25 protein-coding genes are annotated in these 25,487 nt (G+C 73.3%); 8 read left to right on the forward strand and 17 right to left on the reverse strand.

Translation table 11 applies throughout. From position 1 onward, the window contains the following. Positions 1-53 precede the first annotated feature (53 nt). Positions 54-416, forward strand: coding sequence for an ATP-binding protein (locus ACFVUH_RS28835; protein WP_387916210.1), 363 nt, complete (start codon positions 54-56; stop codon positions 414-416). Positions 417-789: 373 nt separating this feature from the next. Continuing rightward, on the forward strand, positions 790-1,218 hold the full coding sequence (locus ACFVUH_RS28840; protein WP_387916212.1) for a hypothetical protein: 429 nt from the start codon (positions 790-792) through the stop codon (positions 1,216-1,218). Here ACFVUH_RS28840 and ACFVUH_RS28845 read toward each other — a convergent pair. The 10 genes from ACFVUH_RS28845 to ACFVUH_RS28890 all read right to left on the reverse strand — a co-directional run bounded on the left by ACFVUH_RS28845 (position 1,195) and on the right by ACFVUH_RS28890 (position 10,891). Beyond that, on the reverse strand, positions 1,195-2,589 hold the full coding sequence (locus ACFVUH_RS28845) for a carotenoid oxygenase family protein (protein WP_387916213.1): 1,395 nt from the start codon (positions 2,587-2,589) through the stop codon (positions 1,195-1,197). The genes ACFVUH_RS28840 and ACFVUH_RS28845 overlap by 24 nt on opposite strands. Further along, positions 2,586-3,248, reverse strand: a complete 663-nt coding sequence (locus ACFVUH_RS28850) for a WHG domain-containing protein (protein ID WP_355370566.1) — start codon at positions 3,246-3,248, stop codon at positions 2,586-2,588. The genes ACFVUH_RS28845 and ACFVUH_RS28850 overlap by 4 nt, the downstream gene beginning before the upstream one ends. A gap of 118 nt (positions 3,249-3,366) precedes the next feature. Further along, the gene (locus ACFVUH_RS28855) at positions 3,367-4,611 is read right to left on the reverse strand and encodes a serine hydrolase domain-containing protein (RefSeq protein WP_387916214.1); all 1,245 of its coding nucleotides are present in this window, start codon (positions 4,609-4,611) and stop codon (positions 3,367-3,369) included. 256 nt (positions 4,612-4,867) lie between these two features. Beyond that, a complete protein-coding gene (locus ACFVUH_RS28860; RefSeq protein WP_387916216.1) occupies positions 4,868-6,139 on the reverse strand; it encodes a serine hydrolase domain-containing protein in 1,272 nt (423 codons plus the stop codon). Positions 6,140-6,361: 222 nt separating this feature from the next. Next, positions 6,362-7,132 (reverse strand): CDP-alcohol phosphatidyltransferase family protein, encoded by a 771-nt coding sequence (locus ACFVUH_RS28865; RefSeq protein ID WP_387916217.1) that lies wholly within the window; start codon positions 7,130-7,132, stop codon positions 6,362-6,364. 126 nt (positions 7,133-7,258) lie between these two features. Then, the gene (locus ACFVUH_RS28870; RefSeq protein WP_387916219.1) at positions 7,259-7,972 is read right to left on the reverse strand and encodes a YidC/Oxa1 family membrane protein insertase; all 714 of its coding nucleotides are present in this window, start codon (positions 7,970-7,972) and stop codon (positions 7,259-7,261) included. Between the two features lie 104 nt (positions 7,973-8,076). Beyond that, positions 8,077-8,373 carry a DUF6412 domain-containing protein gene (locus tag ACFVUH_RS28875; RefSeq protein ID WP_355370553.1) on the reverse strand — a complete coding sequence of 99 codons (297 nt, stop codon included), beginning with the start codon at positions 8,371-8,373 and terminating at the stop codon, positions 8,077-8,079. An 86-nt stretch (positions 8,374-8,459) separates the two neighbouring features. Further along, a complete protein-coding gene (locus tag ACFVUH_RS28880; RefSeq protein ID WP_387916221.1) occupies positions 8,460-9,008 on the reverse strand; it encodes a hypothetical protein in 549 nt (182 codons plus the stop codon). Beyond that, positions 9,005-10,468 carry a hypothetical protein gene (locus tag ACFVUH_RS28885; RefSeq protein WP_387916222.1) on the reverse strand — a complete coding sequence of 488 codons (1,464 nt, stop codon included), beginning with the start codon at positions 10,466-10,468 and terminating at the stop codon, positions 9,005-9,007. Before ACFVUH_RS28885 ends, ACFVUH_RS28880 begins: the two co-directional genes overlap by 4 nt. Positions 10,469-10,471: 3 nt before the next feature. Beyond that, positions 10,472-10,891, reverse strand: coding sequence for a hypothetical protein (locus ACFVUH_RS28890; protein ID WP_387916224.1), 420 nt, complete (start codon positions 10,889-10,891; stop codon positions 10,472-10,474). 131 nt (positions 10,892-11,022) lie between these two features. On the opposite strand from ACFVUH_RS28890, the gene ACFVUH_RS28895 reads away from it, so the two are divergent. Both ACFVUH_RS28895 and ACFVUH_RS28900 read left to right on the forward strand, forming a co-directional pair. Continuing rightward, positions 11,023-11,310, forward strand: coding sequence for a type II toxin-antitoxin system prevent-host-death family antitoxin (locus tag ACFVUH_RS28895; protein WP_355370544.1), 288 nt, complete (start codon positions 11,023-11,025; stop codon positions 11,308-11,310). Further along, positions 11,303-11,725, forward strand: coding sequence for a type II toxin-antitoxin system VapC family toxin (locus ACFVUH_RS28900; protein WP_387916225.1), 423 nt, complete (start codon positions 11,303-11,305; stop codon positions 11,723-11,725). The genes ACFVUH_RS28895 and ACFVUH_RS28900 overlap by 8 nt, the downstream gene beginning before the upstream one ends. Positions 11,726-11,741: 16 nt before the next feature. Here the strand turns inward: ACFVUH_RS28900 and ACFVUH_RS28905 are convergent, their stop codons facing one another. The 3 genes from ACFVUH_RS28905 to ACFVUH_RS28915 form a co-directional block, all read right to left on the reverse strand. Further along, entirely contained in the window at positions 11,742-12,278 is a 537-nt protein-coding gene (locus tag ACFVUH_RS28905; RefSeq protein WP_387916226.1) for a hypothetical protein, read from the reverse strand. Then, positions 12,275-12,760, reverse strand: a complete 486-nt coding sequence (locus ACFVUH_RS28910) for a hypothetical protein (protein ID WP_387916227.1) — start codon at positions 12,758-12,760, stop codon at positions 12,275-12,277. Before ACFVUH_RS28910 ends, ACFVUH_RS28905 begins: the two co-directional genes overlap by 4 nt. 87 nt (positions 12,761-12,847) lie before the next feature. After that, positions 12,848-13,960: a Gfo/Idh/MocA family oxidoreductase gene (locus ACFVUH_RS28915; protein ID WP_355370534.1), complete on the reverse strand. Its 1,113-nt coding sequence runs from the start codon at positions 13,958-13,960 to the stop codon at positions 12,848-12,850. 452 nt (positions 13,961-14,412) lie between these two features. Between ACFVUH_RS28915 and ACFVUH_RS28920 the strand changes: the two genes are divergently transcribed. The 3 genes from ACFVUH_RS28920 to ACFVUH_RS28930 all read left to right on the forward strand — a co-directional run bounded on the left by ACFVUH_RS28920 (position 14,413) and on the right by ACFVUH_RS28930 (position 17,447). After that, the gene (locus ACFVUH_RS28920; RefSeq protein WP_355370040.1) at positions 14,413-15,192 is read left to right on the forward strand and encodes an HAD-IIA family hydrolase; all 780 of its coding nucleotides are present in this window, start codon (positions 14,413-14,415) and stop codon (positions 15,190-15,192) included. A gap of 310 nt (positions 15,193-15,502) precedes the next feature. Beyond that, entirely contained in the window at positions 15,503-16,180 is a 678-nt protein-coding gene (locus ACFVUH_RS28925) for a uracil-DNA glycosylase (protein WP_387916275.1), read from the forward strand. Between the two features lie 214 nt (positions 16,181-16,394). Then, a complete protein-coding gene (locus ACFVUH_RS28930) occupies positions 16,395-17,447 on the forward strand; it encodes a glycoside hydrolase family 6 protein (RefSeq protein WP_387916228.1) in 1,053 nt (350 codons plus the stop codon). Between the two features lie 21 nt (positions 17,448-17,468). Here the strand turns inward: ACFVUH_RS28930 and ACFVUH_RS28935 are convergent, their stop codons facing one another. Together ACFVUH_RS28935 and ACFVUH_RS28940 are read right to left on the reverse strand one after the other, a co-directional pair. Next, a complete protein-coding gene (locus tag ACFVUH_RS28935; RefSeq protein WP_387916230.1) occupies positions 17,469-19,400 on the reverse strand; it encodes a galactose oxidase-like domain-containing protein in 1,932 nt (643 codons plus the stop codon). A gap of 9 nt (positions 19,401-19,409) precedes the next feature. Continuing rightward, complete coding sequence (locus ACFVUH_RS28940) at positions 19,410-21,314, reverse strand: glycosyltransferase family 2 protein (protein WP_387916231.1); 1,905 nt, start codon at positions 21,312-21,314, stop codon at positions 19,410-19,412. A 570-nt stretch (positions 21,315-21,884) separates the two neighbouring features. Here ACFVUH_RS28940 and ACFVUH_RS28945 point away from each other — a divergent pair. Next, entirely contained in the window at positions 21,885-22,838 is a 954-nt protein-coding gene (locus ACFVUH_RS28945; RefSeq protein ID WP_387916232.1) for an alpha/beta hydrolase, read from the forward strand. 3 nt (positions 22,839-22,841) lie between these two features. On the opposite strand, the gene ACFVUH_RS28950 is transcribed toward ACFVUH_RS28945, so the two are convergent. Together ACFVUH_RS28950 and ACFVUH_RS28955 are read right to left on the reverse strand one after the other, a co-directional pair. Further along, positions 22,842-24,137, reverse strand: coding sequence for a hypothetical protein (locus tag ACFVUH_RS28950; protein WP_355370050.1), 1,296 nt, complete (start codon positions 24,135-24,137; stop codon positions 22,842-22,844). A gap of 303 nt (positions 24,138-24,440) precedes the next feature. Further along, a complete protein-coding gene (locus tag ACFVUH_RS28955) occupies positions 24,441-25,037 on the reverse strand; it encodes a DedA family protein (protein WP_387916234.1) in 597 nt (198 codons plus the stop codon). Positions 25,038-25,487 lie beyond the last annotated feature (450 nt).

Here is a 25,487-nt window from a genome sequence, read left to right on the forward strand (position 1 = left end):
GCACCCTCATGCCTCCATCCGGTGCGCCCCCACCTACACCGCTGGGAGTCCCCATGTGTAACCGCAACACCCCCTCCCTCACCGTCTCCCGCGAGGCGCTCCGCTCCGCCATGAACCTCGCGGGATTCCGGCCCGACGTCATCGCCGATGCCGAACTCGCCCTCGTCGAACTGATCGTCAACGCCTGGCGTCACGGCCGCACGGACTCGCCCGTCGTCCTCGTCCTGTTCCTCGACCGCACGCTCAGGGTCTCGGTCGCCGACAACTCCTCCGACCTCCCCGACCCCCGCACCCCCGCCGGGCTCGCCGAATCCGGCCGGGGCCTCCAGCTCGTCCAGGGCCTCACCCACCGGTGGGGCGCCGAGCCCCAGAAGCTCGGCAAGCTGGTCTGGTTCGAGCTCGACCACGCCGCCTGACCATGCTCGGTCTACTCGCCCTCATCATCACCGCAGCGATCGTCGGCGCCGTCTGTCGACTCCGCTCGGATTCCCTCCACGACCCCCACCGCCACGACCGCGACCACCGCATACCCGAGTAGCCCCCGCCCGGGGCGGCGCGGCGCGGCGCGCGCCCGACCTGACCGGCTGCCCGGTCGGCCAGGTCGGACGCATCCGCCACCGTCGTTGCCCCGCCATCGCCGCCGCAGGGGGTGGGCAGGGATGACGACGACCGTGGCCCGATCATCGTCCCGGTGCCGAACTCCCCTCGTCCACCTGCCGATCGGCGGGTCGAAGCTCCTCCCCGGAGCGCACTCCGGAGTCGGAGACCCGCGCTGCTACCCTCCCCGGCGTGTCGAAATCAACGCAGTATGCCGTCCCCGCCGTCGTGTTGGCGTTCCTCCTGGTGCTCGGCGCCTTCCTCGTGCTCCCCTCCCTCCTCTCCACCGACCCGCCGCCGAGCCCGGCGGGCCGATGGGTGGTGGAGGGGCCGGTCGATGCCCAACTGGAGCTGGTGGAGGGCGGACGGCTCGGCCGGTCTTCCGCGATACCGGCGTCCGCTTGCGAGGATCCCGGATCCCCTTCCGCGGCGAGCGTTGTGAAGGTGACGGAGGGAGCCTGGCGCTACCGCCAGGACCCGGAATCCGACCACCTGGTGACGGTCAGCATCGAGCGGCCCCTGCGATGCACCCTCACGTTCGTGAACCACATCACCGACAGCGGGAAGCACATCCTCCGGTCCACGGGCTCCAGTAACTCATTCGATCTCGTGCGCCCCTGACTCACCGTCCGGCACCCAGTTGCCGTGCAGGCCGAGCGGTACGCGTACCGGCAGGTGGATGCGGGCGACCGGCTCGCCGCCGAAGTCCTGGGCGGCGAGGATCACCAGGTCGGCGGCGCCGCGCTCGGGATTGTGGACGTAGGCCATCACATAACCGTCGTCCTCCGCCGCCGGGTTCTCGCCCGCCACGAACACGCCCTCTCCGACCGCCCCGAACCGCCCGAACTCATGGGCCTCGGTGGTGCCGCGCAGCAGGTCGTGCTTGAGCAGCGCGTTGCTGAAGCCCTCGTCCGGGCGCGGGTCGTCCACGCCGGTCGGTGGCGCGTACAGCTCGACGGAGGCGGCGTACCCGTACCGGTACGGCCGCCCGGCGTAACGGGGGTTGAGTCGCGGGAACTCCTGCACGCGGTCGTCGAGCCGTTCCTCCCGTACCCGGCCGCCGCCCGCGAGGTCGACGGTCCAGCGGTCGAGGGTCGGCCGGCTCCGTCCGACGTCCCGGATGGTGAAGCCCTCGGGGTGGCGCACGATGTCGACGACGACGTCCGTGCCGTCCTCGTACGCGTTGAGGGTGTGCCCGACGAGGCTCGGCGCGATCTCGAACCAGCGGACCTCGCCGCCCTCCCGGGGCATCACGCCCACCCGCGCCTGGTGGTTGTCGTCCCAGACGAACGGCACGCCGGTGCCGAGGTGGGCCGCGCTGAAGACCACGGGCCCGTCGAAGAGCACGACATATTGCTCCGTCAGCGCGAAGTCGTGCATGTACGGGCTGCCCGGCGTGGGGATGGTCGTCGCACGCCTGACGGTCCCGGTGTCGTCCATCACGATGTGCTGGACGGCCTCGACGCCGTAGAGGAAGGCGAGCGAGTGCAGTTCGCGGGTGCGCGGATCGAACACCGAGTGCGCGTTGGCGGTGTAGCCCTCGGGTGTGCCGCCGAGGTCGCAGGCGCCCACCGTGTCTAGCTCGTACGTCAGTTCGTACGGCTTCAGCCCGCCCTCGATCAGGGCGAAGGTGCGGCCGTTCAGCCCGGCGACCTGGACGTTCGGGGCGAAGTCCATGCGTTCGTCGACCGGCCCGCCACGGCGCGGTTCGCCGAGCCGGTCGGCGACCGAGGCGGACCGGACCCAGCGGTTGCGGTACCACTCGGCGCGGCCGTCACGGATGCGGACGCCGTGCACCATGCCCTCGCCGAGGGTCCAGAGATGGGCGGCCGGGTCCTCGACGCCGAGCGGGTTGGGGCCGGTGCGCAGGTACCGGCCGTTGAGGTGGGCGGGTATCCGGCCGGTGACGGGGAGGTCGTAGGCGGTGACCTCCTCGGTGACGGGGGCGAAGTTGCCCGACAGGTAGCGGTTGGTGCGCGTCGGGCCGGTCATGCGTTCCGTCCTCCGTCGGACTCGTCGGACTCGTCGGACTCGTCGGGTCGGTGGTCGTCGGCCAGGAAGGCGTAGCCGACCGCCGTCATCAGCGCCGTGTAGCGGCGGGCCGCGCTCTCCGGCGGGAAGTGGCCGGCGAGTTCGAGGCTGACCGCGCCGTGCGCGGCGGCCCAGAACAGCTTGGAGATCTCGTACGGATCCCCGGGTCGGAAGACCCCGGCGTCGATGCACGCCTGGACGGCGGCCACGGACGCGTCGAAGGCGCTCTGGGCGGAGGCGAGGGATTCGGCGTTCGGACGGTAGCCGGGGATGGCGTGCTCGAACATGACGCGGTAGTAGGCGGGTTCGGCCAGGGCGTGCTGCCGGTAGGCGGCGCCCAGCTCATCGAGGTGGGTCAGCGGGTCGGCGTTGCGCGGGGTGCGCTCCTGGGCGCGGCGCAGCCGGGCGAACCCCTCCCGGTACAGGGCGTCGGCGAGCCCTTCCTTGGCGCCGAACATGGTGTAGAGGACCTTGGTCGACGCGCCGATCTCGGTGGCGACCCGCCGCATGGTCAGTGCGGCGGGGCCGTCGGCGATGAGGAGGCCGATCGCGCAGTCGAGGACGGCGGCGCGGGCCGATTCCTGGCCGCGCTGTAACGCGTCCTGGTAGATCGTATTCATGGGTAACAACGTAACCGATGGGAAACGCTGTTACCACCCGATGTCCACAAGGGAACTGACGAAGCATCAACCTGGTTCGGGCGCCACCCCGTGGTCGGCGCCCGAACCGGGTCCTCGGTCAGCGCGCGGCGCCCGCCGCGCCCGCGCCCCGCAGGGCCGACAGCCCCGCCGCCGCGTTCGCTGCCGCGCCGGCCGGAGCCTGCGCGCCGCACAGCGTCTTGATCGCTACGTTGACGGCCGCCTCGTCGAGACCCGACTGGTCCGTGCCCTCGTACGGGTTGTACGACAGCGCGACCTGCCGCTTCCCGTCCGCCGTGCCGAACAGCAGCGTGCCCCAGCCCGGCAGCCCGCCGTCGTGGCCCCACAGCGGGCCGCAGCCGAAGTCGGCCTTGGCGACGCCGAGTCCGTAGAACGAGTGCCCCGAGCCGGTCGGCACCGTCCGCGTCAGCTCGGCCTGCTCGGCCGGCCGCAGCAGCTTGCCGCCGAACAGGGCAGCGTGGAAGCGGTTGAGGTCGGCGGGCGTGGAGATCCCGTTGCCCGCCGCGTCGGCGACGGTCGTGTTCAGCCGGGTGATGTCCGCCGGGCCCTCCGCCAGCTTGGCGTACGCGTGGGCGTGCGGGCCGCGCACACCGGTCTCGGATCGGGGGAAGGTCGTGTCGTCGAGGTGCAGCGGCTTGACGATCCGCCGCTCGACCTCGCTCTGCCAGCTGTGCCCGGTCAGCTTCCGGATCAGCATCCCGGCCAGGACGTAGTTGGTGTTCGAGTACTTCCAGCCCTGTCCCGGCGCGAAGTACGGCGCGTGCGAGAAGCCGATCGCGACCAGTTGCTCCGGCCGGTAGTCCTGCCACCGGCTCGACCCGTGGACCCAGTCGCGCAGGCTCGCCTCGTCCCGGTAGAAGAACTGCGGGTCCTCCAGGTAGTCGAACAATCCGCTGGTGTGGTTGAGCAGTTGGCGCACGCTGATCGCGCCGCCGTTCGGGACGAGGCCCGGCAGGTGGCGCTCCACCGGGTCGTCCAGCCGCAGCCGGCCCTCGGCGACCAGCTGGAGCACGACCGTCGAGACGAACGACTTGGTGACGCTGCCGATCCGGAACCGGCCGTCCGGCCTGACCGGCTGCCCGGTGGCCAGGTCGGACGTGCCGGCGGCGCCCTGCCAGATCCGGCGGCCGTCCTGCCGGACCTCGGCGAACGCGGCCGTCGAGGAGCCGTCCGCGATGAACGCCCGCAGCTCCGCCCGGGCGTCGACGCCTCCCCTGCGGGCGTCGACCCCGGCGGGCGCGTCCGCCGCTGCGGCCGTCGCCGCCGGGGCGAGCGCGACGACGCTCGCCCCGGCCAGCGCGACGGCCGCCAGTCGCTTCCCCAACCGGCCACGTCTGCGCGGTGCTTGAGCCTGAATGAACGCCATATCGATCCACCCTCCCCGGCCCGGACCTCGGGCCTCTCGTCTCACTCAGGCTCGCATCCGCCCCACCCGCCCCGCGTCGTCCTGCGGATGGCCCCGGAGGCCCCCGGCGGTCCACCGGCGGTATCCCGGGACCCGGTCGAATGGCGGGGGTGGCCGCGATGGCTAATCGGCATCAGCGGGCTTGACGCCCGTGTGCCACGGTCCGGCCGGTCGCTCAAGGCAGCAGCGTGAACGGCGACTTCGCCGTGCGCGTGTCAGTGGCGGCACCGGCCGGGCCGCACGACGCCTTCTCGATGAAGGCGTTCAGCGTGGTCAAGGTGTCGTCGGTCTCGGACCCCTGGGTGAGGTTGTAGGAGAGCGAGAACTGCCGGGTGCCGTCCTTCGCCCCGAGCCACAGCGTGTTGTACCCCGGTATCCCGCCGGTGTGGCCCCAGACCTCGCCGCAGGACAGGTCGTACCGGATCAGGCCCAGCCCGTAGTGCGCGAAGATCAGTGGCGCAGGCACGGCCGTGGTCATCTCCGCGAACCGGGCCGGCGACAGCAGCTTGCCGCCGAACAGGGCGGCGTGGAAGCGGTTGAGGTCGGCGGTGGTGGAGATGCCGTCACCGGCCGCGTCGCCGAAGCTCGGATTGATCAGCGTGATGTCGGCCGGGCCCTCCGGCAGCTTGGCGTAGCCGTGCGCGTGCGGTCCGGGGACGCCCGTCCGGGCGCCCGCGAACGTGGTGTCGGTCAGGTGCAGCGGCTTGACGATCCGCCGGTCCACCTCGCTGCGCCAGTCGTACCCGGTGACCTTGCGGATCACCTCGCCGATGAGGACGTAGTTGGTGTTCGAGTAGTGCCAGCCCTGCCCGGGCGGGAAGTACGGCGCCGCCTGCACGCCGACCTCGATCAGCTGGGCCGGGGTCCAGGTCTTCCAGCGGCGGTCGGCGAGGTAGCTGCGCAGGCTCGCCTCGTCCTCGAAGAGGAAACGAGGGTCCGACAGGTAGTCGTACAAGCCGCTGGTGTGGTTGAGCAGTTGCCGCAGGGTGATCGCGCCGCCGTTCGGGACGACACCCGGCAGGTAGCGCTCGACCGGGTCGTCCAGCCGGAGCTTCCCCTCGTCGGCGAGCTGGAGCGTGACCGTGGAGACGAAGGTCTTGGTGACGCTGCCGATCCGGAACCGGCCGTCGGCGCGGGCCGGCCGCTGCGAGTCGAGGTCGGCGACCCCGGCGGCGTCCCGCCAGACCCGGCGGCCGTTCTCGCGCGCCTCGCCGAGCGCGGCGGTCGAGGAGCCGCGCTCGACGACGGCCTGCAGCTCGGGGCCCAGGTCGACCCGGGCGGCGGCGTCGGCCGACACGGCGGGCGGTGCGGCCGTCCCTCCGGCGTCCGTCCCTCCGGCGGCCGTCGCCGCCGTCGGAGCGAGCGCGACGACGGTGGCCCCGGCCAGTGTGACGGCGGCGAGCCGCACGGTGCGGCGGCCGGCGCGGGCGGTGCGGGTGACGTTCATGGTGATCCCTCCCCGGGGCCCGAACTCCGGTGCCCCGAACCCACGTTCGCACCCGGTCCGACCGGCCCGCGTCGTCCTCCGGGGGCATCGCCGTGGCCCCCGAGGACGGTTCGCCGTGCGACGGGAGAGGGGGGTTGCGCGCCCCCGAATCACCGCGTGGACGCTTGACGGCGCGCCACCTCGCAGGTCGGCGCGCCGTTCCGAAGCCGTCCTGGGTCCGGCTCAGCGCAGCCGGGAGGAGGACAGGATCGACGCCAGGTGCGCGACCACCATCCCCCAGGTGATCACGGTGATCGCGGCGACCGTCGCCTGCGTCGGGTCGGTGTTGCCGACCACCGTGTCCACGACCGCCGCCGCCAGCAGCACCAGCGAGGCCTCGATCCCGTTGGTCACCCGGTGGATCTTGAACACCGAGGCCAGCCGGCGCGCCGTCGCGATGCCCTGCGAACGGGGCTGCGTCGACTCCTCGTTCGCCGGGGCCATCCCGCTGCGCGCCCGCGCCACGTCCACCAGGTCGGTCGACGCCTTCAGCAGCACCACGCCCAGCGCGGCCGCCAGGCCCACCGACACCCACAGCTCCGACCCGCCCCGGGCCGCCCGGACACCCGCGCCGATCATCAGCGCGGCGTCCGCCAGGTACGCGCCGAGCCGGTCGACGTACACCCCGGCGATGCTGAACTGCCGCTTCCAGCGGGCCACCTCGCCGTCGACGCAGTCGAACAGCAGGAAGCCCTGCATCAGCACCACCGCCAGCACCGCGCCCGGCAGCCCGGGGATCAGCAGCGCCGCCCCGGCGCCCACCCCGCAGACCACCATCACCCAGGTCAGGGTGTTGGGCGACACCGAGGTCCGCACCAGCTGCCGGGTGACCCGCAGCGAGACGGCGCGCATGTAGAGCCGTCCCGCCCAGTGCTCCCCGTTGCGGCTCGCCAGCTTCGCCTGCGGCTGGCAGACCTCCCGCAACTCGGCCAACGCCGGAGCAGCGACCGCCATGATCCGAACCTTCCCTTCGCCCGTGTGATCTCACCCGCGTGATCTCACCTGTGTGATCGTCCGGCCCGACCGGTCCAAACGATCACACAGGCTAGAGGAGGCCGGACGGTCCGGCCGACCCGGGCGTCACACCAGGGCGACGCCCGCCGGCTCCGGCGCGCCGTCCCGGTACAGCCAGGCGCGCTCGACGGCGGTCCAGGTGGTGGTGGTCAGCAGGTAGACCCCGGCCGCCAGCGGCACGAGGGCCGCGAACAGCACCGTGCCGAAGGACAGGTACGGCAGGAACGCCAGCCCCGGCTGCGGCGGGGTGCCCGGCACCGCCTTGGCCGCCTGCGCGGCCTGCGCGCGCCGGGCCCGCCGGAAACCGGCGTACGCCACCGCCGCCAGGCCCGCGTACAGCACGGCGAACACCGCCCACTGCCCCGCTCCCTGCACCTGGCCCACGTGCAGACCGAGCGGGGCGCCGAGCAGGGTGTGGCCGAGCAGGTCGTTCGGCGTGGTGAACAGCCGGTACATCACCGAGAAGAACGGGATCTGCACCAGCATCGGCAGGCACCCCGCGAACGGCGAGGCCTTCTCCTCCCGGTACAGCTCGGCGAGCGCCGCCTGGAGCTTCTCCGGGCGGCCCTTGTGCTGGCGGTTCAGCTCGGCGACCCGCGGCGCCAGCCGGGCGCGCGACTTCTCGCCGCGGGCCGCCGCCCGCGCCAGCGGGTGCAGCGCCAGCCGGACGCAGACGGTGAACAGGACGATCGCGAGCGCGGTCGGGACGACGAGCGCGAGCGCGGCGACGACGTCGTGGGCCAGGCCGACGGCCGGGTCGAGAACAGCGAAAACGGACATGACGGGGTGAGCCCTCCGGGGCCTCGGGGTACGAGTGGTCGGCGGAGGACGGCCGCGCTGTGCGGTGTGCCGGGAAGGACTTGCTGCCGGGACTACTACCGGGACTACGCGGCCGCCGGGGCCGCCCCCGGGGCCCTCGGGCGTCGCCGGCCCCGGGCATCCGGATCGCGCTGCGGAAGGAACGCCGTCCGGAACGCGCGCCTGCGCAGCATCCCGTCCCGTACGTTCGCGGGCGCCCGCGCCCCCAGCAGCCGCGCGACGACCAGCGCCCCCGCGACCGCCCCGGCCACCAGCACCACGGCGGCCGCGGCCGCCACCGAGGTCAGCGACCCGCCACCCTCGGCGAGCCACTCCCCGCTCAGCACCCGGAGCACCCCGAGCAGCATCGCGATCACCGTCACGTCCCCGCCCTCCCTGTGCGCTCCGGACCCGTGCGTTCAGTGTTCCAGATCGGGAAGACGATCGGACCCCCGCCCCGGTTCCCGGTTCAGGACGTCTGGAAGGCCCTGACCCACACCTGGCTCGTCCCGTCCGGTTGCGGAGCGAGGCACACACGGGTGGCGATCCTCTTGGCCGGGGCGGGAGAGAGGAAGCCGCCGCAGGTCAACGGATGCGCGTCCGAGGGGTCGGGCGCGCCCGCGTGCTGGAAGCCGTCCATGTCGATGACCGGCTGCTGCCCGGTCTCCGCCCACCCGGAGACGGGAAGGCCACTCTTGAAGTCCTCCAGACCGGCCTGTGGCAGCCGGAACGCGAGGACAGCGAGGTCGTCCTGGAAGCCGTTCTGATAGGCCCAGCGGACATCGGCCGCCGCCGCGGGGATCCCCACTCGGACGAACCGCGACACCTCCTCCGAGCTCACGGCCGTCCACGCTCCCGGCCGCCCGCTATCGGGCTTCGGACGGCGGTCCTGCTCGTAGGCCCAGTACAGCAGGGCCACGCCGGCCGTCAGCAGGACGAGGGGGCCGATGACCATGATCCCGATCATTCGACGACGGCGGGTCCTCCGGGGATCGGGGTAGGCCTGCATCCTGCTCATCGAGTCTCCCGTCCGGGGTTCGAGCGTTCGCCTTCCCGAGTGCCGTCCTGCCCGGTGCCCGCCCCGGGCAGGACGGACGGCGTACCGGGAAGTGCGACGGTGACCGGGGTGCTCCGGCCGGTCAGGTCGAACTCCCTGGCCAGCCCGGTCTGGTGGAGCTTGGCCAAGTCGCTGTCCTTGATGTTGGTGAAGGCGATCGGCGTGCTCTTGCCGGGATCCCAGTTGTAGCGGTCCCAGATGTTGACCTGGTACTGGACCGAGACCAGGGGCTTCCCGTCCGGACCTGGCCGGGCAGTCACCACACCGGAGGTGGCGTAGGGATGGCTGCCGATCGCCAGGAACCAATTGCGCTGAGTGGACGCGTCGATGTCGCGGTGCGCGACGGCTTCGACCGGGACGGCCACGGGAGCCCCGCCCGACCGCTCGAAGGCCGCCAGCGCCAGCTGTCGCCACTCTGCCTGGTTGGCGGCGATCTGTCCGTCCACCAGGCCGCGGAACTTGGGGTCGTCGCGGAGCATCCGGTCCACGTCGACATCGAGCGGTTCGCCCGTTGCGCTCAGGAAGTGCTGCATGTGGCGCGCGGCATCCGTGTACCCGACGAGATTCCCGCCGCCGACCAGCATGTGCTCGGCGGCGACCCCGACGGCGTAGTCGCCGGGACCGGGTGGACGCTGGGCGTAGTCGCCGGCGCCGGCGTCCGGAGCGTGCCACTCGTAGTCGACCGGGCCCAGCGCTCCCGCCGCGATCAGCCGTTGCCCGTCCGACGCCAGCAGTCCCGCGCGGACGCTCGGGTCGAGCGCACCCCACCAGGCCGGAAGCGCCTTCGGGTCGGTGGGCATGCCCGCTGCCCGGACGAGATCGGCACCCGCGTTGTCCACGGCTTCCGGCCGGGTCGCCGGGTCGACCTCGGCGGGGTCGAGGGCGCGGAGGGCGGCCGTGGCGGCGGTGTCGGCCTCGGTGGCCGCCGACACCGCCTTCCGCATGGCCTCGACGTACTGCTGGAGTTCGTCCCACTTCCGCCGCCGGTAGGCGATCGCGTCCGGATCGTTGCGGTCCTCGGGCGGCAGCGGCGGCAGCGTGACGATGCCGTCGGCGGCCACGGTGGCGCCGAGGGCCTCGGCGTCGCCGATGGCGCGCAGCAGGGCCTGCTGCGCCGTCCCGAAGGCGGATCCGGCCCGGCGCAGGGCGGCGGTGACGGCGAGGGCCTCGTAGTGGAAGGCGGTCAGCTCGTCGGCGAGCAGTCCGATCTCACGGGTGGCCTCGTCGGCCGCGACGCCGGTCCAGGAGCGGGCCCCGCCGGGGGCGAGGGAGCCCGGCGTGATGCCGGTGAGCGGCTGCAGGACGCCGGACCGGATCTGGCCGGCGATCTGTTCGGTGTGGCCGGCGACGCCGTTCCAGGTGTCCCCGGCCTTGTCCAACGACTCGAAGGCGGCGTGCCGGAGCTGCGCGAAGGTCACCATGGCTCACTGCGCCTTGAACGCGGAGGCGGCGGACGCGTCCGTCGAGCGGTAGGCGCCGGCGGTGGCCTCCAGCCGGTCCGCGGTCAGCCCGAGGCGGTTGTCGAGGCTGGTCCACCGGGCCTTCCACCAGGCGAGTACCTGGGCGAGCGCGGCGCCCGAGGCGAAGGAGTCGGTGGACAGGGCCCGGGCGGCCGCGTCGGTGTCCGGCTCCGCGTGGCTGACGGCGTACCGCAGTTCGCCCTGGAGGTGGCGGGCCGCTCCGGCGGCCCGACGGAGTGCGGCGGGTTCCACGGTGACCGGAGCACCGGCCGAGGGACCGCTCGCCCAGGGACCCGGTCCGCTGCCGGGGCGCGGGATTCCGGAGGGCGGTCCGTCCTGGCCGTAGAGCCATGGATTCCGCTGCGCCTCGGTGGTGTCGCTCATGATCGAAGCCCCCCGCTGTGACTGTCCGTGTTCGCAGCGTAACGAATGGGTGGCGTCCGTGCGATCGATTTATTGGATCGGATCGAGCGCGAGGTGTAGCCGCAGGTGCTACACGGGGCTACCTTGGGAGGATGAAGACGATTACCCAGCGGGAGTTCCGGAACAACTCCGCCGCGGTGATGGACGCCGTGGAGGCGGGGGAGACCTTCCACATCACCAGGAACGGGGTCGAGGTCGCGGAGCTGCGGCCGGTCGTGGGGCGGCGGCGGCTCACGGCGGAGGAACTGGTGGCGCGGCACGTGAAGCTGCCGCGGGTGGACTACCAGCAGATGCGCAAGGAGGCCGAGGAGGACTTCGGCCCGGAGGAACTGGTCGGCGACGAGGACGGCGACCCGTTCGAGCGGCCGCGGCGTGGCTGAGCGGCGGCGGACCTCCCGGCGGCGGCCCGCCGGGGTGCTGGACACCTGTGTCTACATCGACCTGGCGCTGCTCAGCCCGGCCGACCTGCCGGCCGTGCCGGAGCTGACCGCGATCACCTTCGCCGAACTGCAGCAGGGCGTCTCCATGGCCCGCGACCCGATCAGCCGGGCGGCCCGGATGGAGGTGCTGGGCGCGGCGATGGCGGACTTCGAGCCGCTGCCCTTCGACGCGGCCGCCGCCGCCCGCTACGGCACCCTGGTGACGCTGACCATCGCCGCCGGGCGGCAGCCGCGTCCGCGCCGGATCGATCTGATGATCGCCGCGATCGCCTCCGCGCACGGCCTGCCGCTGTACACGCGCAATGTCGCGGACTTCAAGGGGCTGGGCTCGGCGGTCGAGGTCATCGGCGTCTGATCCCGCTCGGCCCCGCTCAGCCACCCCCGGCCCGCAGGGCCGCCGCGCCCTCCCGCTCGACGCGCTCGGCCAGGGCCGCCGCGGCGAGGGCGGCGGGCCGCCGGTCACGCCCGCGGTGCACGACCACGGGCTTTCCGTCCGCTCCCACGGCGGCGACGACGGCCCAGCGCGGCCGGCCGGAGAGCCGGAGGAACAGCAGGCGGATGCCGTGGTCGAGCCCCAGCACCAGCAGGACCGGCAGGAGCAGGGCGAGGCCCAGTCCGTCGGTGATCTGGCCGCCTCCCGAGGCCGACGGGCGGCAGGCCCTGGCCACGGCCCGGAACCGGCCGAGCCAGACCACCGCGATCCGCACCGGCTCGCCGCCGTCCGGGCCGCCGACCTCGGTGAACGCTCGACGCTCGCCGCGCTCGCCGCGCGCCCAGGCCGCCCGCAGGGCGGCCGCGCGTTCGACCCGCGTGCGCTCCGCCCGCGCCGCGTCGGTCGCCGCCGCCCGTCGTTCGAATTCGGCGGTCCACTCCCGCTCCCGGCGGCGCTGCTCCTCGTCCCTCGTCATGCGAGGGAGGCGGTGCCGTCGCGTTCGATCCGGTCGGCGAGCGCCGACGCGGCGATCAGGGCCTGCCTGCGGCGGCGGGTGCGGTGGACGGCGACGGGGCTGCCGTCGGTGGTGGCGAGCACGGCGTAGTGCGGGCGGCCGGTCAGCTCGATGAACAGCCAGCGCAGGGCGAGGCCCAGCAGCGCGAGGGCGCCGACGAGTTCCGACAGCGCGGCGAGGCCCCCCAGGAGGCCGGCGAGGAAGCGGTTGCGGGTCCGGCGCTCGTCGGGCTCGCCGCCGGCGGGCAGTCCGGCGCCGGCCCACACGACCCGCAGGCCGACCGGCCGGCCGTCCGGGGCGGTCACGGTGACCGGCGTCCAGTGCACGTTCTCGCCCCGGGCCCAGCTGCGGCGCTGCAGGGCGACCGCGTCGGCCCGGGCCCGCTGCTGCTGGTCCGCCTTGTCCGCCAGGCCCTGGCGGTACCGCTCCTCCCAGGTCTGCATGGGGTGCAGCGTAGGCGAACGGGGGAGCGGGCCGGCAGGGGCGGCGGGCCGAGTTCAGCGGAGTTCAGCGGCGGGCCGGGGCCGGGGTCAGCCGAGCCGGACGGTGGTGCCGGTGGCGGCGGAGGCGCGGGCGGCCTCCAGGACGGTGAGGGTGGCGACGGCGTCGCGCGGGTCGACCGGCGGCGGGGTGCCGGGGGTGGCCAGGGCGGCGGCGACGCCCGCGTAGAAGGCGGGGTAGTCGCCGGGGTCGGTGGGCACCGCGACGGCGGACCCGTCGGTGCCGAGGACGCCGTCGCGGGCGGGGTCCTCGGTGCCCCAGGGGGTCCCGGCGGCGGGGTCGGGGCGCAGCCCGGAGCGCAGCGCGGCCTCCTGCGGGTCCATGCCCCACTTGACGTACCCGGCGGTGTCGCCGAGGACCCGCAGGTGCGGGCCGATCAGCGGGGCGACGGCGCTGGTCCACAGGTGGGAGCGGGTGCCGTCGGCGTGGGTGAGGGCGAGGAAGGCGTCGTCGTCGACCACCGCGCCGTCGCGCCGGATGTCGATCTCGGCGTACACCGTGTCGGCCGGCCCGAAGAGCGTGAGCGCCTGGTCGACGAGGTGGCTGCCCAGGTCGTAGAAGGTGCCGCCGACCTCGGCCGGGTCGGCGAGCTCGCGCCAGCCCGCCTTGGGCTTGGGCCGGAAGCGCTCGAAGCGCGACTCGAAGCGGTGCACCCGGCCGAGCGCGCCCTCGCGGACCAGCCGGGCGGCGGTGAGGAAGTCGCCGTCCCAGCGGCGGTTCTGGAAGACGGTGAGCAGGGTGCCGCCCGCCTCGGCGAGTTCGCACAGCTCGCGCGCCTCGGCGGCGGTCCCGGCCAGCGGCTTGTCGACCACGGTGGCCAGCCCGGCGGTCAGGGCGGCGCGGGCGAGCGGGGCGTGGGTGCGGTTGGGGGAGGCGATGACGACCAGGTCGAGCGCCTCCGGGTCGGCGAGCAGCTGCTCGGGCGTGTCGACGGCGCGCGCCCCGGGGTGCTCGCGCCGCAGCTGCTCCCGGCGCTCCGGGTTGGCGGTGACCACCGCGTCCAGCCGGAGCCCGGGGGTGGTGGCGATGAGCGGGGCGTGGAAGGCGGAGCCGGCCAGGCCGTAGCCGATCAGACCGACGCGGAAGGGCGGGTGACCGCCGGAGGGGCCGGTCGGCGGGACGGGGCGCGCGGAGGTCGTCATGCGGCCTACTCAACCACGGCGCGCCCGCCCGGCCCCGGATTCGGCGCCGCCATGGGGCGGGCCGTCGACGGGGTACGGGCGGGCGCGTCCGGGGCGGGCGCCGTGCCGCCGCCGCGGTGGGGGGCGCGGCGGCGTGGCGTTCACGGTAGCGGGGTCGGGCCCTGCTGCCGAAGGGGTAATCGCTGCGGTTAGGGGCGTCTTAAGGAGCCCTTGAGGGGGGCATGCCGAGCGGCGCCGGCGTCCCGGGGCGTCCCGGCGGGCGGGACGTACTGCCGTCGGCCAGGTGTGCGGATTAGGCTGTGGCCCGGTTGGGGCAGCCAGCAGTACCCCCGGCGGTCCGGTGTCCCGAGGAGGGTCCGGCCGGTGGGAGGCGCAACGGTGACGGCGATGCGCCGCAATTTCGTACGACCATCGCCATCGCATGACATGGCAAGACTTCGGGAGACACGCACGTGGCAGACCGCAAGCCCATCGAGTCCTGGCTGACCGACATGGACGGTGTCCTCATCCACGAGGGCACCCCGATTCCGGGCGCGGAGGAGTTCCTGCGCCGGCTGCGGGAGTCGGGCAAGCCGTTCCTGGTCCTCACCAACAACTCCATCTACACCCCGCGCGACCTCAGCGCCCGTCTGGCCGGCATGGGTCTGGAGGTGCCGGAGGAGTGCATCTGGACCTCCGCCCTGGCCACCGCCAAGTTCCTGAAGGGCCAGCGCCCCGGCGGCACCGCGTACGTGATCGGCGAGGCGGGCCTGACCACCGCGCTCTACCAGGCCGGCTACGTGCTGACCGACAACAACCCGGACTACGTCGTCCTCGGCGAGACCCGGACCTACAGCTTCGAGGCGCTCACCAAGGCGATCCGCCTGATCAACCAGGGCGCCCGCTTCATCTGCACCAACCCGGACGAGACCGGCCCGTCCACCGAGGGCGTGCTGCCGGCCACCGGCTCGGTCGCGGCGCTGATCACCAAGGCGACCGGCGTCGAGCCGTACTTCGTCGGCAAGCCCAACCCGCTGATGATGCGCGAGGCGCTCAACACGGCCGGCGCCCACTCGGAGACCGCCGTCATGATCGGCGACCGGATGGACACCGACATCGTGGCCGGCATGGAGGCCGGCATGGAGACCATCCTGGTGCTCACCGGCCTCACCGCCGCCGCCGACGTGGAGCGCTTCCCGTACCGGCCGACCCGGGTGGTCAAGTCGATCGCGGACCTGGTCGAGCTGATCTAGCCCCGAGCCGCTGTCGCGGGCCCCGCTCCGGCCGATCGTGTTCCGACGGCCGGGAGCGGGGCCCGTTCGCTCAGCGCCTCGGGACCGCCGGGGACGGGGCCGGTTCGGCACTGGGGCGCCGGTTGTCGGTGGGCCTGTGTAGCGTTCGGGGTGAAAGAGGGCGTACGGCGCGAGGGGCGCGATGTGCCCGCAGGTCGGGGCGGTGCGGCGGTGAGCGGCCGTCCGGTGGGAGGTAGAGGTCGTCGTGACGGACACGGTCGAGGCGGGGACGGTCGAGGCGAACGTGGGTGGGACGGAAGCGGGTGCCGGCCTGGAACTGCCGGGTTCCTGGCAGGCGGTGCTGGGCGCCGAGACGGAGAAGCCGTACTTCGCCGAGCTGGCGGCCTTCGTGGCGGCCCAGCGCGCGGAGCACCAGGTCTTCCCGCCGAGCGGGCAGGAGTTCTCCGCGCTGGAGGCCACGCCGTACGAGAAGGTCCGGGTGCTCGTCCTCGGGCAGGACCCGTACCACGACGACGGCCAGGCCCACGGCATGAGCTTCTCGGTGCTGCCGGGCACCAAGACGCCGCCGTCGCTGCGCAACATCTTCAAGGAGCTGGACGCCGACCTCGGCATCCCGGCGCCGGACAACGGCTACCTGATGCACTGGGCCGAGCAGGGCGTGCTGCTGCTCAACGCGGTGCTCACGGTGCGCGCGCACGAGGCCAACTCGCACAAGGCCAAGGGCTGGGAGAAGTTCACCGACGCGGTGATCAAGGCGGTGAGCGCGCGCGAGGAGCCGGTGGTCTTCGTGCTCTGGGGCAACTACGCGAAGAAGAAGCTGCCGCTGATCGACACCGGGAAGCACGTCGTGGTCCAGGGCGCGCACCCGTCGCCGCTGTCCGCGAAGCTGTTCTTCGGCAGCCGGCCGTTCTCGCAGATCAACACCGCGCTGGAGGGCTTCGGGGTCGACGCGATCGACTGGCGGATCCCGGACCTCAAGCAGGCCTGAGCCGCCGCACCCCCCGGCCCGTCCTGACGTGGCGTCTCCTGGCCCGTGAGAGCCCGCCGTTCACCCGATAGTGGGCGGCGGGCGGGGCCCCGTGTGCGAAGCTTGGGGCCGGCCGGGGTCGCCCGGACCGGGGCGGGGGGAGGGGCGGTACGTGCGCCGAGTTGGGCGAGGGGCGGGGATCCGGCTGGCCGCGGGGGCGGCGCTGCTGGGGCTGGTGGCGACTGTCACGGGATGCTCGGGGGGCGGCGGGAGCACGTCCGGCGTCAAGGGCGCTTCCGGCGACGGGAGTCCGACCGGGGCGGCGTCCGCGCCGACCGTACCGGCCGCGTCGCCCGCGTCACCCGGGGCGGGTGCGGTCGCGCTGCCGCAGCTGCCCGGGCAGACCTTCTACGTCTCCGACCGGACCGCCGTCGCCCGTCAGTCGGCCGCCCTGCGCGGCCGGGGCCGGACGGCGGAGGCCGACACCCTGCTGCGGATCGCCGGCCAGCCGTCCTCGCAGTGGCTCGGCGACCGGGCGGCCCGGGACATCGCCGACCAGGTGAGCCGCCGCGCCGCCGAGGCCGACCGCACGCCGGTCTTCGTCGCCTACAACATCCCGCACCGGGACTGCGGCCTCTACTCGGCCGGCGGCGCGCCCGACGCCGCCGCCTACCGGGCCTGGATCACCGGCCTGGCGGAGGCCCTCGGCGACCGCCGGGCGTGGGTGGTGCTGGAGCCGGACGCCATCGCGCACACCCTGGACGGCTGCGGGGTCAAGGGCGATGCCGCCGCCGAGCGGTACGGCCTGCTGGCCTTCGCCGTCCAGGAGTTGAAGAAGCGCCCGCAGGTCCGGGTCTACCTGGACGCCGGGAACCCCGGGTGGACGTCGGACCAGCCCGCGCTGGCCGAGGCGCTGCGCAGGTCGGGCATCGCGGCGGCCGACGGCTTCGCGGTGAACGTCTCCAACTTCTTCACCACCGACCGCAACGCCGCGTTCGGCGCCCAGCTGTCCGCCCTGCTGGACGGCAAGCACTTCGTCGTCGACACCAGCCGCAACGGCAACGGCCCGCTGGACTCCGAGGCGTGGTGCAACCCGCCCGGCCGCGCGCTCGGCGCGCCGCCCACGAGCGAGACCGGGCGGCCCGGCGTCGACGCGTACCTCTGGATCAAGAACCCGGGGGAGTCGGACGGCGAGTGCGGTCGCGGCGAGCCCCCGGCGGGCGAGTTCTGGCTCCCGTACGCGCTGGGGCTGGCATCGGCCGGCGTCGGCACCGGTACCGCGGGGTAGCGGCGGGCCGCGCCCGGCGGCTCAGGGCGTGACCTGGATCCAGCGGGCCGGCGAAGGGGTGCCGGCGGCGTCCGTGACGAAGAGCATGTACCAGCCGGGCGGCAGCAGGTTCGGGTTGGCGGGCAGACTGAGCGCGACGCCGTCCGCCGTGCGCGCGCCGATGTCCAGGGCCACCGAGCGCTGCTCGACGTCGGTGGCGTGGGTGACCGAACTCGGCCGGACCAGCTTGGCGGTGGCGATGCGGTCCGGCGCGGACGCGGTCACCCGGACGGTGCCGCCGAGCCGGGCGGCGGCCGGGGCACCGGTCAGCTCCGGCCGCTCGCCGTGGAACAGGTAGGCCGGACTGTAGATCTCGATCCGCTGCTCGAAGGTGCCCGGCTCGGTGCCCGCCTTGTCGTTGAAGAGCGGGTCGGAGCCGAGCACCGCCACCCGGCCGTCGGGCAGCAGCAGCGCTTCGGAGTGGTAGTTCCGGCCGACGGTGGGCTCGGCGGCGGTGGTGAAGGTGTTGGTGTCCGGGTGGTAGGTCTGCGCCTTGAGCAGGTCGCTGCGGTGCTTGCCCCGGTAGTCGCGCGAGCCGCCGGTGGTGAAGACGGTGTCGTCGGGCAGGATCACGCTGTTGAGGTAGCGGGTGCCGCCGGCCGGCAGGTCGGGGCCCGGGGTGAACGCGGGCTGTGCGGCGTCGAGGTCGGCGATGTCCGTGCGGGCGGTGGAGAGCGGGGACTCGCCGACGCCCCCGCCGCCGAGCACCATCACCTTCTGCGCCTGCGCGGGCGGCAGCAGCACGGAGGCGGAGGTCTCGGTGAGCTCCGGATCGCGCAGCCCGGGGACGGGGTGGAAGCTGTTGTCGGCGAGGTCCCAGAGCCCGGGCTCGCGGCCCTTGTCGGCGGGCCCGTAGCCGGCGTTCGAACCGGAGTAGAAGAGCCGGCCGGTCGCGGTGAGGAAGATCGACGGGTAGGTCGGGAAGTAGCGGTCGGGCGCCTTGGACCAGGTCTTGCGCGCCGGGTCGTAGATCTCGTTGTCGTTGCCGCTGAGGATCTGTCCGGTGTCGTCCAGCCCGGAGACGGTGACCACCCGGCCGTCGCCCAGCCCGGTCAGCGTCGGGTACCAGCGGGCGTAGGCCATGTCGGTGACCTGCTCGTACAGTTCGGTGTCCGGGTTGAACTCGAAGGCGGCGCGGATGCCCTGGTAGTCCTGCTTCTCCAGGGTCATCCGCTCGGCCGTGCCGTAGACGTTCCGGGCGTCGGCGCCGGTCAGGCCCTTGACCGTGAACTGGGCCGGGGCGTCCAGCACCGAGCCCCGGCCGGGGGCCACCGCCTCCGCGAACACCCGGGTCTCGGCGGCCTTGACGACGGTCGCGGTGCCCGCGCCGGTCTTGGTCGCGGCGGGCACGGTGACGTCGTCGGTGGAGACGTACTCGCGGCCGTCCGGCGCGCGGAAGACGGTGCCCCTGGGAAGGGTGTGGGAGGCGTCCGGATCCTCGTTGCGGACCCGCATGGTGCCGGCCGCCTTCTTCACCGCGCCGTCCAGCGCCTCGTAGCGGCGGGTGCCGCCGGCCACCAGCATCCGGCCGTCGGGCAGCGCGGTGTGGCCGCCGCAGAACATGTCGGCGGGGGTGGGGACGTTCTTGTAGGTGTTGGCGACCGGGTCCCAGAGCAGGCTCCTGAAGGTGCCGGCGTCGAAGTTCTTCTGGTTGTTGCCGGAGCCGGCGATGATCAGGACCTTGCCGGTGCGCAGCAGCGCGGCGTGGATGGCGTTGATCCGGAACTCGGCGGGGAGCACCAGGGTCTGCCAGTGGCCGTACTCGGCCTTGTAGGCGGGGCGGTTGATCACGTAGTGGTGGTACTGGTCGTTGGCGAAGCCGAGGACGGCGGGCGCGTTCATCCCGGCCACGGTCAGGGCGACGGTGCTGCCGAGGGCGAAGCGCCGGGTGCGGCCGGTGTGGCGGATCTTCACGGTGGTTCGTCATCCCCTCGTGGCGGGTGCGGCTGCGGGTGCGGGCGTGGAGTCGGACGCGGGGTCGGACCCGGGTTCGGGGGCCGGGCCGAGCGAGAGGGTGGAGACGGGCCGGGCCCGGCGGCGCTGCACGGCGTCCGCGGCGAGCAGCAGCATCGGCAGCAGGCTGAGGAGGAGGGCCAGGCAGGCCCAGGTCCGCATGGCGATGTGGTCGTGGCCGGTCAGGAAGGAGGCCGCGACGGCGCCGCCGAAGACCAGCGCCCAGAAGAGGTGGAGGCGGAAGGTGCGGATCCGGTCGGGGCTGGTCGACTCGCCCTTCGGCGTCACCACGAACCGGCTGCGGATCCGCAGGAGGGTCTGCAGCAGCGCCGCGGCGTAGACCGGCCCGCACAGCGCCGACATCACCATGCCCGCCACGCCCGACGATCCGGCCGGCTCGTGCGGGCTCACGTTGTGCTTGCGGTTCCAGGTGTAGAGCAGCATCTGCAGCGCGGCCGCGTCGCTGTAGAGGGCCATCCACAGCTCGGAGGACACATGGACGCCCGAGGCGCCGAAGCCCAGGTAGAGCACGCTGGACAGCCCGCCGAGCAGCCAGGTCAGCGCCGCCATCGGGTAGTAGGAGACCATCAGCGTGTAGTTCAGCAGCCGGCCCGGTGACAGCCCCCACGCCGCCCGCCAGTACTGGGTCAGCAGGGTCTCGTAGGTGCCCCGGCTCCAGCGCAGCTGCTGGGAGAAGAAGTCCGTCCAGGACGACGGCCCCTCGCCGACCGCCAGCACGTCCGGTGTGTAGACCGACTTCCAGCGCTCGCCGGTGGCCGGGTTGCGGTGCCGGTGGAACTCCAGGCCGGTGGCCATGTCCTCGGTGACCGAGTCGTACAGTCCGCCGATCGAGCGCAGCGCCCCGATCCGGACGGCGTTGTTGGTGCCGACGAACATCGGTGCGCCGTAGCGGTTCCCGGCCCGCTGGATCAGGGCGTGGAAGAGGTACTGCTGGCTCTCCGAGAACTTGGTGACCAGCGAACCCGAGCTGCGGTAGTTCCCGTACACCTGCGGGCCGACGACGAACGCGACGTCGGGGTCGCGGAAGTAGCCGAGCATGCGTTCGCAGAACTCGGGCAGCGGCACGTGGTCGGTGTCCACCGAGACCCAGAAGTCGTAGTCGGCGCCGTACGCCTGGAGCCAGCTGTTGTAGTTGCCGTGCTTGGTCCGGGCGCGGAACCGGCCCTTGGGCGTGTTCCACTGCGGGATGTCGTCCCGGCTGAAGTGGCGCACGCCCAGCCCGTCGCAGAGATCGCGCATGGCAGGATCGTTTCCCTCGTCCAGCAGCCAGACCTGGAAGGGGCCGTCGTGCCGGACGGCCAGCGCGGCGGTGAGCGTGGCACGCACCATCTCGGGCGGCTCCTTGCCCGGGACGAAGGTGGTGAGGAAGGCGACCCGGGTGCCGCGTTCGGGCGTCACCGGGACCGGGTCGCGGGCGGCGAGCGTGGCATGGGCGTTGGAGACGACGTTGACCAGCCGGAACACCTCGACCAGCGCGATGATCGCGATCATCACCTTGTCGCCGACGAGCAGCCAGGTGTCGGTCTCGCCGGGGCGGACCGGCCAGTGGCCCGGCTGGAGCAGCCAGACCAGCAGCACGCCCTCGACCAGGGGCGCGGCCAGCAGGAGCAGCGTGGCCCGGACGCGGTGCGGTTCGCGGCTCAGCAGGCTGCGGTACCGCACCCGGTACGGCTCCTCGGCGGCCGAGACCTCGTCCGCCTGGCCGGCGAGGCGGCTGAAGTAGGCGTAGTCGTAGGGGGCTTCGGGAACGGCGACCGGTTCGGGAGCGGGGGGCGGCTCCGCAGCGGGGGGCGGCACGGGTGCCGGAACGGGGGGTTCCGCGCCCTTCGCCCGACGCGAGAACGGCCCGGTCATGTGCGCTCCCCCCGTGGCCGGCCGCGCGGACCCGCCTCTTCGTGCGTGCTCCGACCAGGGGTGTGCGATCCGGTGCTTCGCACGGTCGCCCGGCGGTTCCGGTGATTCCGGACCGTCAATCGCTAAAACGTGTACGATCGATCGAGATGTGTGATGGTGCGACAGCGTCGAAAGCGGGATCCCCGCGGCACCCCCGGACTCCCTTCCGGGGAAACCGGATCCCCTGGCTTCCCCAACTGTCGCGGAGGGTGCGCCCGATTGCAACCGGTCCGGGGAATGACCGGCGCAGGGACCGGTGAATATGGCGATTCCCGGCCAATTGCCGGTATGTCGGTGTTATAGGGGCGAATCGTGGACCGCCCTTTTCCGGACTGTTCGATTCCGCGGATGGCTCGGCGAGCGGGTGGTATGGGGCTGGCCGCCATAGCAGGATGGGCTGATGCATCGTCCGGGCACATGTCGCAGCCCGCACGTCCGGCCTACCGTTCCGGCATCCGCCCTCGCGGCAGCCTCGGGTCGCCGACCGGATCGCCGTGCCGCCCGGCGCCGGCCCACAGGAGGTAGTCCAGCATGAGCCAGCCCGAGAGCACGACCGACCACTTCGCCGAGACCGGGACCGGGACCGGGGCCGCTCCGGAGCGGATCGGCGTCCCGGTCCCCGGCGGGCAGCTGTCCGTGCTCCGCTGGCCGGCCGCCGTGCCCGGCGCGCCGACCGTCGTGGCGGTGCACGGCATCACCGCCAACGGCCTCGCCTGGTTCGAGGTGGCCCGCAGGATCGCCGGCCGGGCCACCCTGCTCGCGCCGGACCTGCGCGGGCGCGGCGCCAGCCGCGACCTCGGCGGGCCGTACGGACTGGCCCGCCACGCCGACGACGTGGCGGCCCTGATCGGCGGGCTCGACCTGGGGCCGACCGTGGTCGTCGGGCACTCCATGGGTGCCTGGGTGGCGGCCCTGGCGGCCGTCCGCCACCCGGAGCTGGTCGGCCGGGTGGTGCTGGTCGACGGCGCGGTCAGCTTCCCGCCGCCCGAGGGCGTGAGCGAGGGCGACGCCCTGGCCGCCGTGCTCGGACCGGCGCTGGCCCGGCTCTCGATGACCTTCCCCGACCGGCAGGCGTACCGCGAGTTCTGGCAGCGGCACCCGGCCTTCGCCGCCGGCTGGTCCGCCGGGATCGACGCCTACACCCAGGGCGACCTCGTCGGCGCGGAGCCCGAACTGCGCTCCTCCTGCGTGCTGGCGGCGGTCGAGACCGACGGGGCGCAGGTCCTGCTGGACCGGGACGCGGCCGCCGCCGTGCACCGGCTGCCCTGCCCGGGCGAGCTCATCTGGGCGGAGCGCGGTCTGCTGGACCAGCCGCAGGGCCTCTACGACGAGAAGCGGCTCGCCGCCGTCGGGCTGGACCGCACCCACCCGGTCCCGGCGTCGGGGGTGCCGGACACCAACCACTACTCGATCCTCTGGGGCGGCGCCGGGGCCGAGGCGGTGTCCCGTGCCGTGCTCGGAACGCCCTCCGGCGCCGAGTCCTAGGGTCTAGCCGGCCGCGCCGAGGAAGGACTCCCAGCCGCCGGCCGGTGCCTGTCCGACGTTGAGGGTGCGCAGCTTGCGCAGGGTGGACTGGTCCTGGACCTCCAGCCACTCGACGAGCTGCTTGAAGGAGACCAGCCGGACCTCGGGCCTGCTCGCGACGGTCTTCAGCACCTCCTCGACGGCGTCCATGTAGATGCCGCCGTTCCACTGCTCGAAGTGGTTGCCGATGAAGAAGGGCGCCCGGTTGCCGTTGTAGGCGCGGTCGAACCCGGCCAGGTAGGCGTCCCGGGCCTGGGTGCGCCACTCGTCGTACTTGGCCGGGTCCCCCTTGGTGGTGCCGGACGACTGGTTGGCCAGGATGTTGTAGTCCATGGAGAGCACCTGGAAGGAGTGCCCCGGGAAGGGGATGCTCTGCAGCTGGAGGTCCCAGATCTTGCCGTCCTGCACCTTCTGCGGCCAGATCTGCTGGCCGCCCGAGGAGCTGGCGTCGTACTTCCACCCCAGATTGGCGATGGTCGGCAGCAGGGCCTTCTGCCCCTCCAGGCAGGGGGTGCGGCCGCCGATCAGCTCCTTCTTGTAGTCGAAGGGGAGCGGGTCGACGTCGGTGAAACCGGTGTTGGTCCGCCACTGCGTCACGAAGCCGACGGCCTGGTCTATCTCGCTCTGCCAGTCCTCGGGGGTCCACTTGTTGACGCCGTTGCCGTCCGAGCGGGTCGAGCAGAAGTGGCCGTTGAAGTGGGTGCCTATCTCGTGGCCGGCCAGCCAGGCCTGGCTGATGAGCTTGAGGGTGGTCTTCACCGCGCCGTCCGACAGGTAGGGGATGTCGGAGGCGCCGACCGCGTGCTTCGGCGGGTGGTAGAGGTCGGCCTTGCCCTTGGGCAGGGCGTAGATGCCGGAGAGGAAGAAAGTCATCGAGGCCTTGTGCTCCTCGGCGAGCTTGAGGAACCGGGGGAACTGGCCGTCCTCGGTGCCGCCGGCGCCGTCCCAGGAGAAGACCACGAACTGCGGCGGGCGCTCGCCCGGCTTGAGCTTCTCGGGCTTGGGCTGGTTCGGCTGCGGTCCGGTGTCGGAGGTGGAGCCGTCACCGATCGGCGTGCCCTTGGCGGGGGTCCCGGTGGGGCTGCCGGTGGTGGTCGGCCCGGAGCTGCCGGTGCCGGTCGTGGGGGCCGGGGCGGAGCCCGGCGCCGATCCGGTGGGACCGGCCGACCCCGAGCCGCCCCCGGAACAGGCCGTCACCGCTCCGAGAGCCGCCGTCGCGGCGGTGGCTGTGAGCACGGTCCTGCGCGAGATGCTGCCCATCGTCTCCCCTGGATCGTCCGGACCGGGTGGTGATCACGGCCGGAGCCGCATCGGTCATATCAGACAATTGATTGATTATCCGTCGTTAGCATGTCACGCGGCCGCGGGGGTCACCAAAGCCCGGAGGGTCCGCCGGGACTGAACACGCGGGGCACACCCGTGCGGTATGCGAAGAGATGTCTTCTGTTGCCGTCCTGTGACGCTTCGCCCGTTCGTTGCAGGGCGTTCTCGCGGGCGCCGGGGGCGTCGGAGGCGTCGGGGGGTGCCTGGGGGCGTCGGGGCCGCCGGGGGCGGGCGCGCGCGTCAGCCGAGGGCGAGCCGGCGGTTGCGGCGGACGACCCGCGCGATGGCCGTGCTCACCACGGTGGCGGCCGTGCAGGAGACCGCGAGGCTCAGCCAGGCCGTCTCGAACCAGTGGCTGTTGAGCCAGCCCAGCGTCACGATGTAGGCCGCCCAGATCATCGCGGCCAGCGCCGACCACCGCAGGAAGCGGTGGGGATGGCCGGGGGAGTGGCCGATGGCCAGGTCGAGCACGGTCCGACCGGCGGGCACGAAGCGGGCGACCACCACCATGGCGGCCGCCGCCCGGGTGGTGCGACCGTCCAGGGTCTGCTGGACCCGCGCCACGCTGGCCGCCAGCTTCGGACGGTGTTCGAGGCGCCGGCTGACCATCGGGGCACCGCGCCGCGCCAGCCGCAGCAGCAGCAGATCACCGAGGAAGGAGGCGGTGGCCACCCCGAGCCCGAGCAGCACCGGGGCGCCGTCTATCTGGGCGGTCTTGAGCACCGCGAGGATGACCAGGCTCCCGCTGGGGAGGAAGGGGAGGAAGGCGTCACCGAGGACGGCGCAGAGCGCCAGGGCGCAGATCCACGAGGATCCGACCAGCGCCGCGATGTCCATGTTCCCTACTCCCTCCAGGCTGCCCGGGGGAGCAGTGGTTGCAAGGGACAACGCTAGCGCCTCGACTTTTCATGCCATGAAGCACCCCGGGCGTTGTGGCGGGAGTCACGTCCGCAGCGGCCATGGCACGAGCCCCCGGGGCGGGGTGCCGCTCCGGGGGCTCGCGGGGATCGGTCGGCGCTGGTCCAGCCCGACGACCTTGCTGGTGAGTGCGGATCCGGTTGGGTGATCCGCCTGGGACCCAGCCTGCCGGAAGCCGGCCGCCGACCGCGAGCCCCCGGGCTGGCGACTTCCCGCGCTGGCGTGAAGTCGCCACGGGTGTTCGTCCGCTGGCTCTGAGTCAGCCCGCCCGCCGCCGGCCGGGCCCCCGGCCCGGGGAACAAGCGAGCCCCGCATCGGGGTTGACCACTGTCGGCACCCGCGGCGGCACCGACCGTCCCCGGGGCGAAA

It is taken from the genome of Kitasatospora sp. NPDC058032, assembly GCF_042885845.1.
GTDB lineage: Bacteria > Actinomycetota > Actinomycetes > Streptomycetales > Streptomycetaceae > Kitasatospora.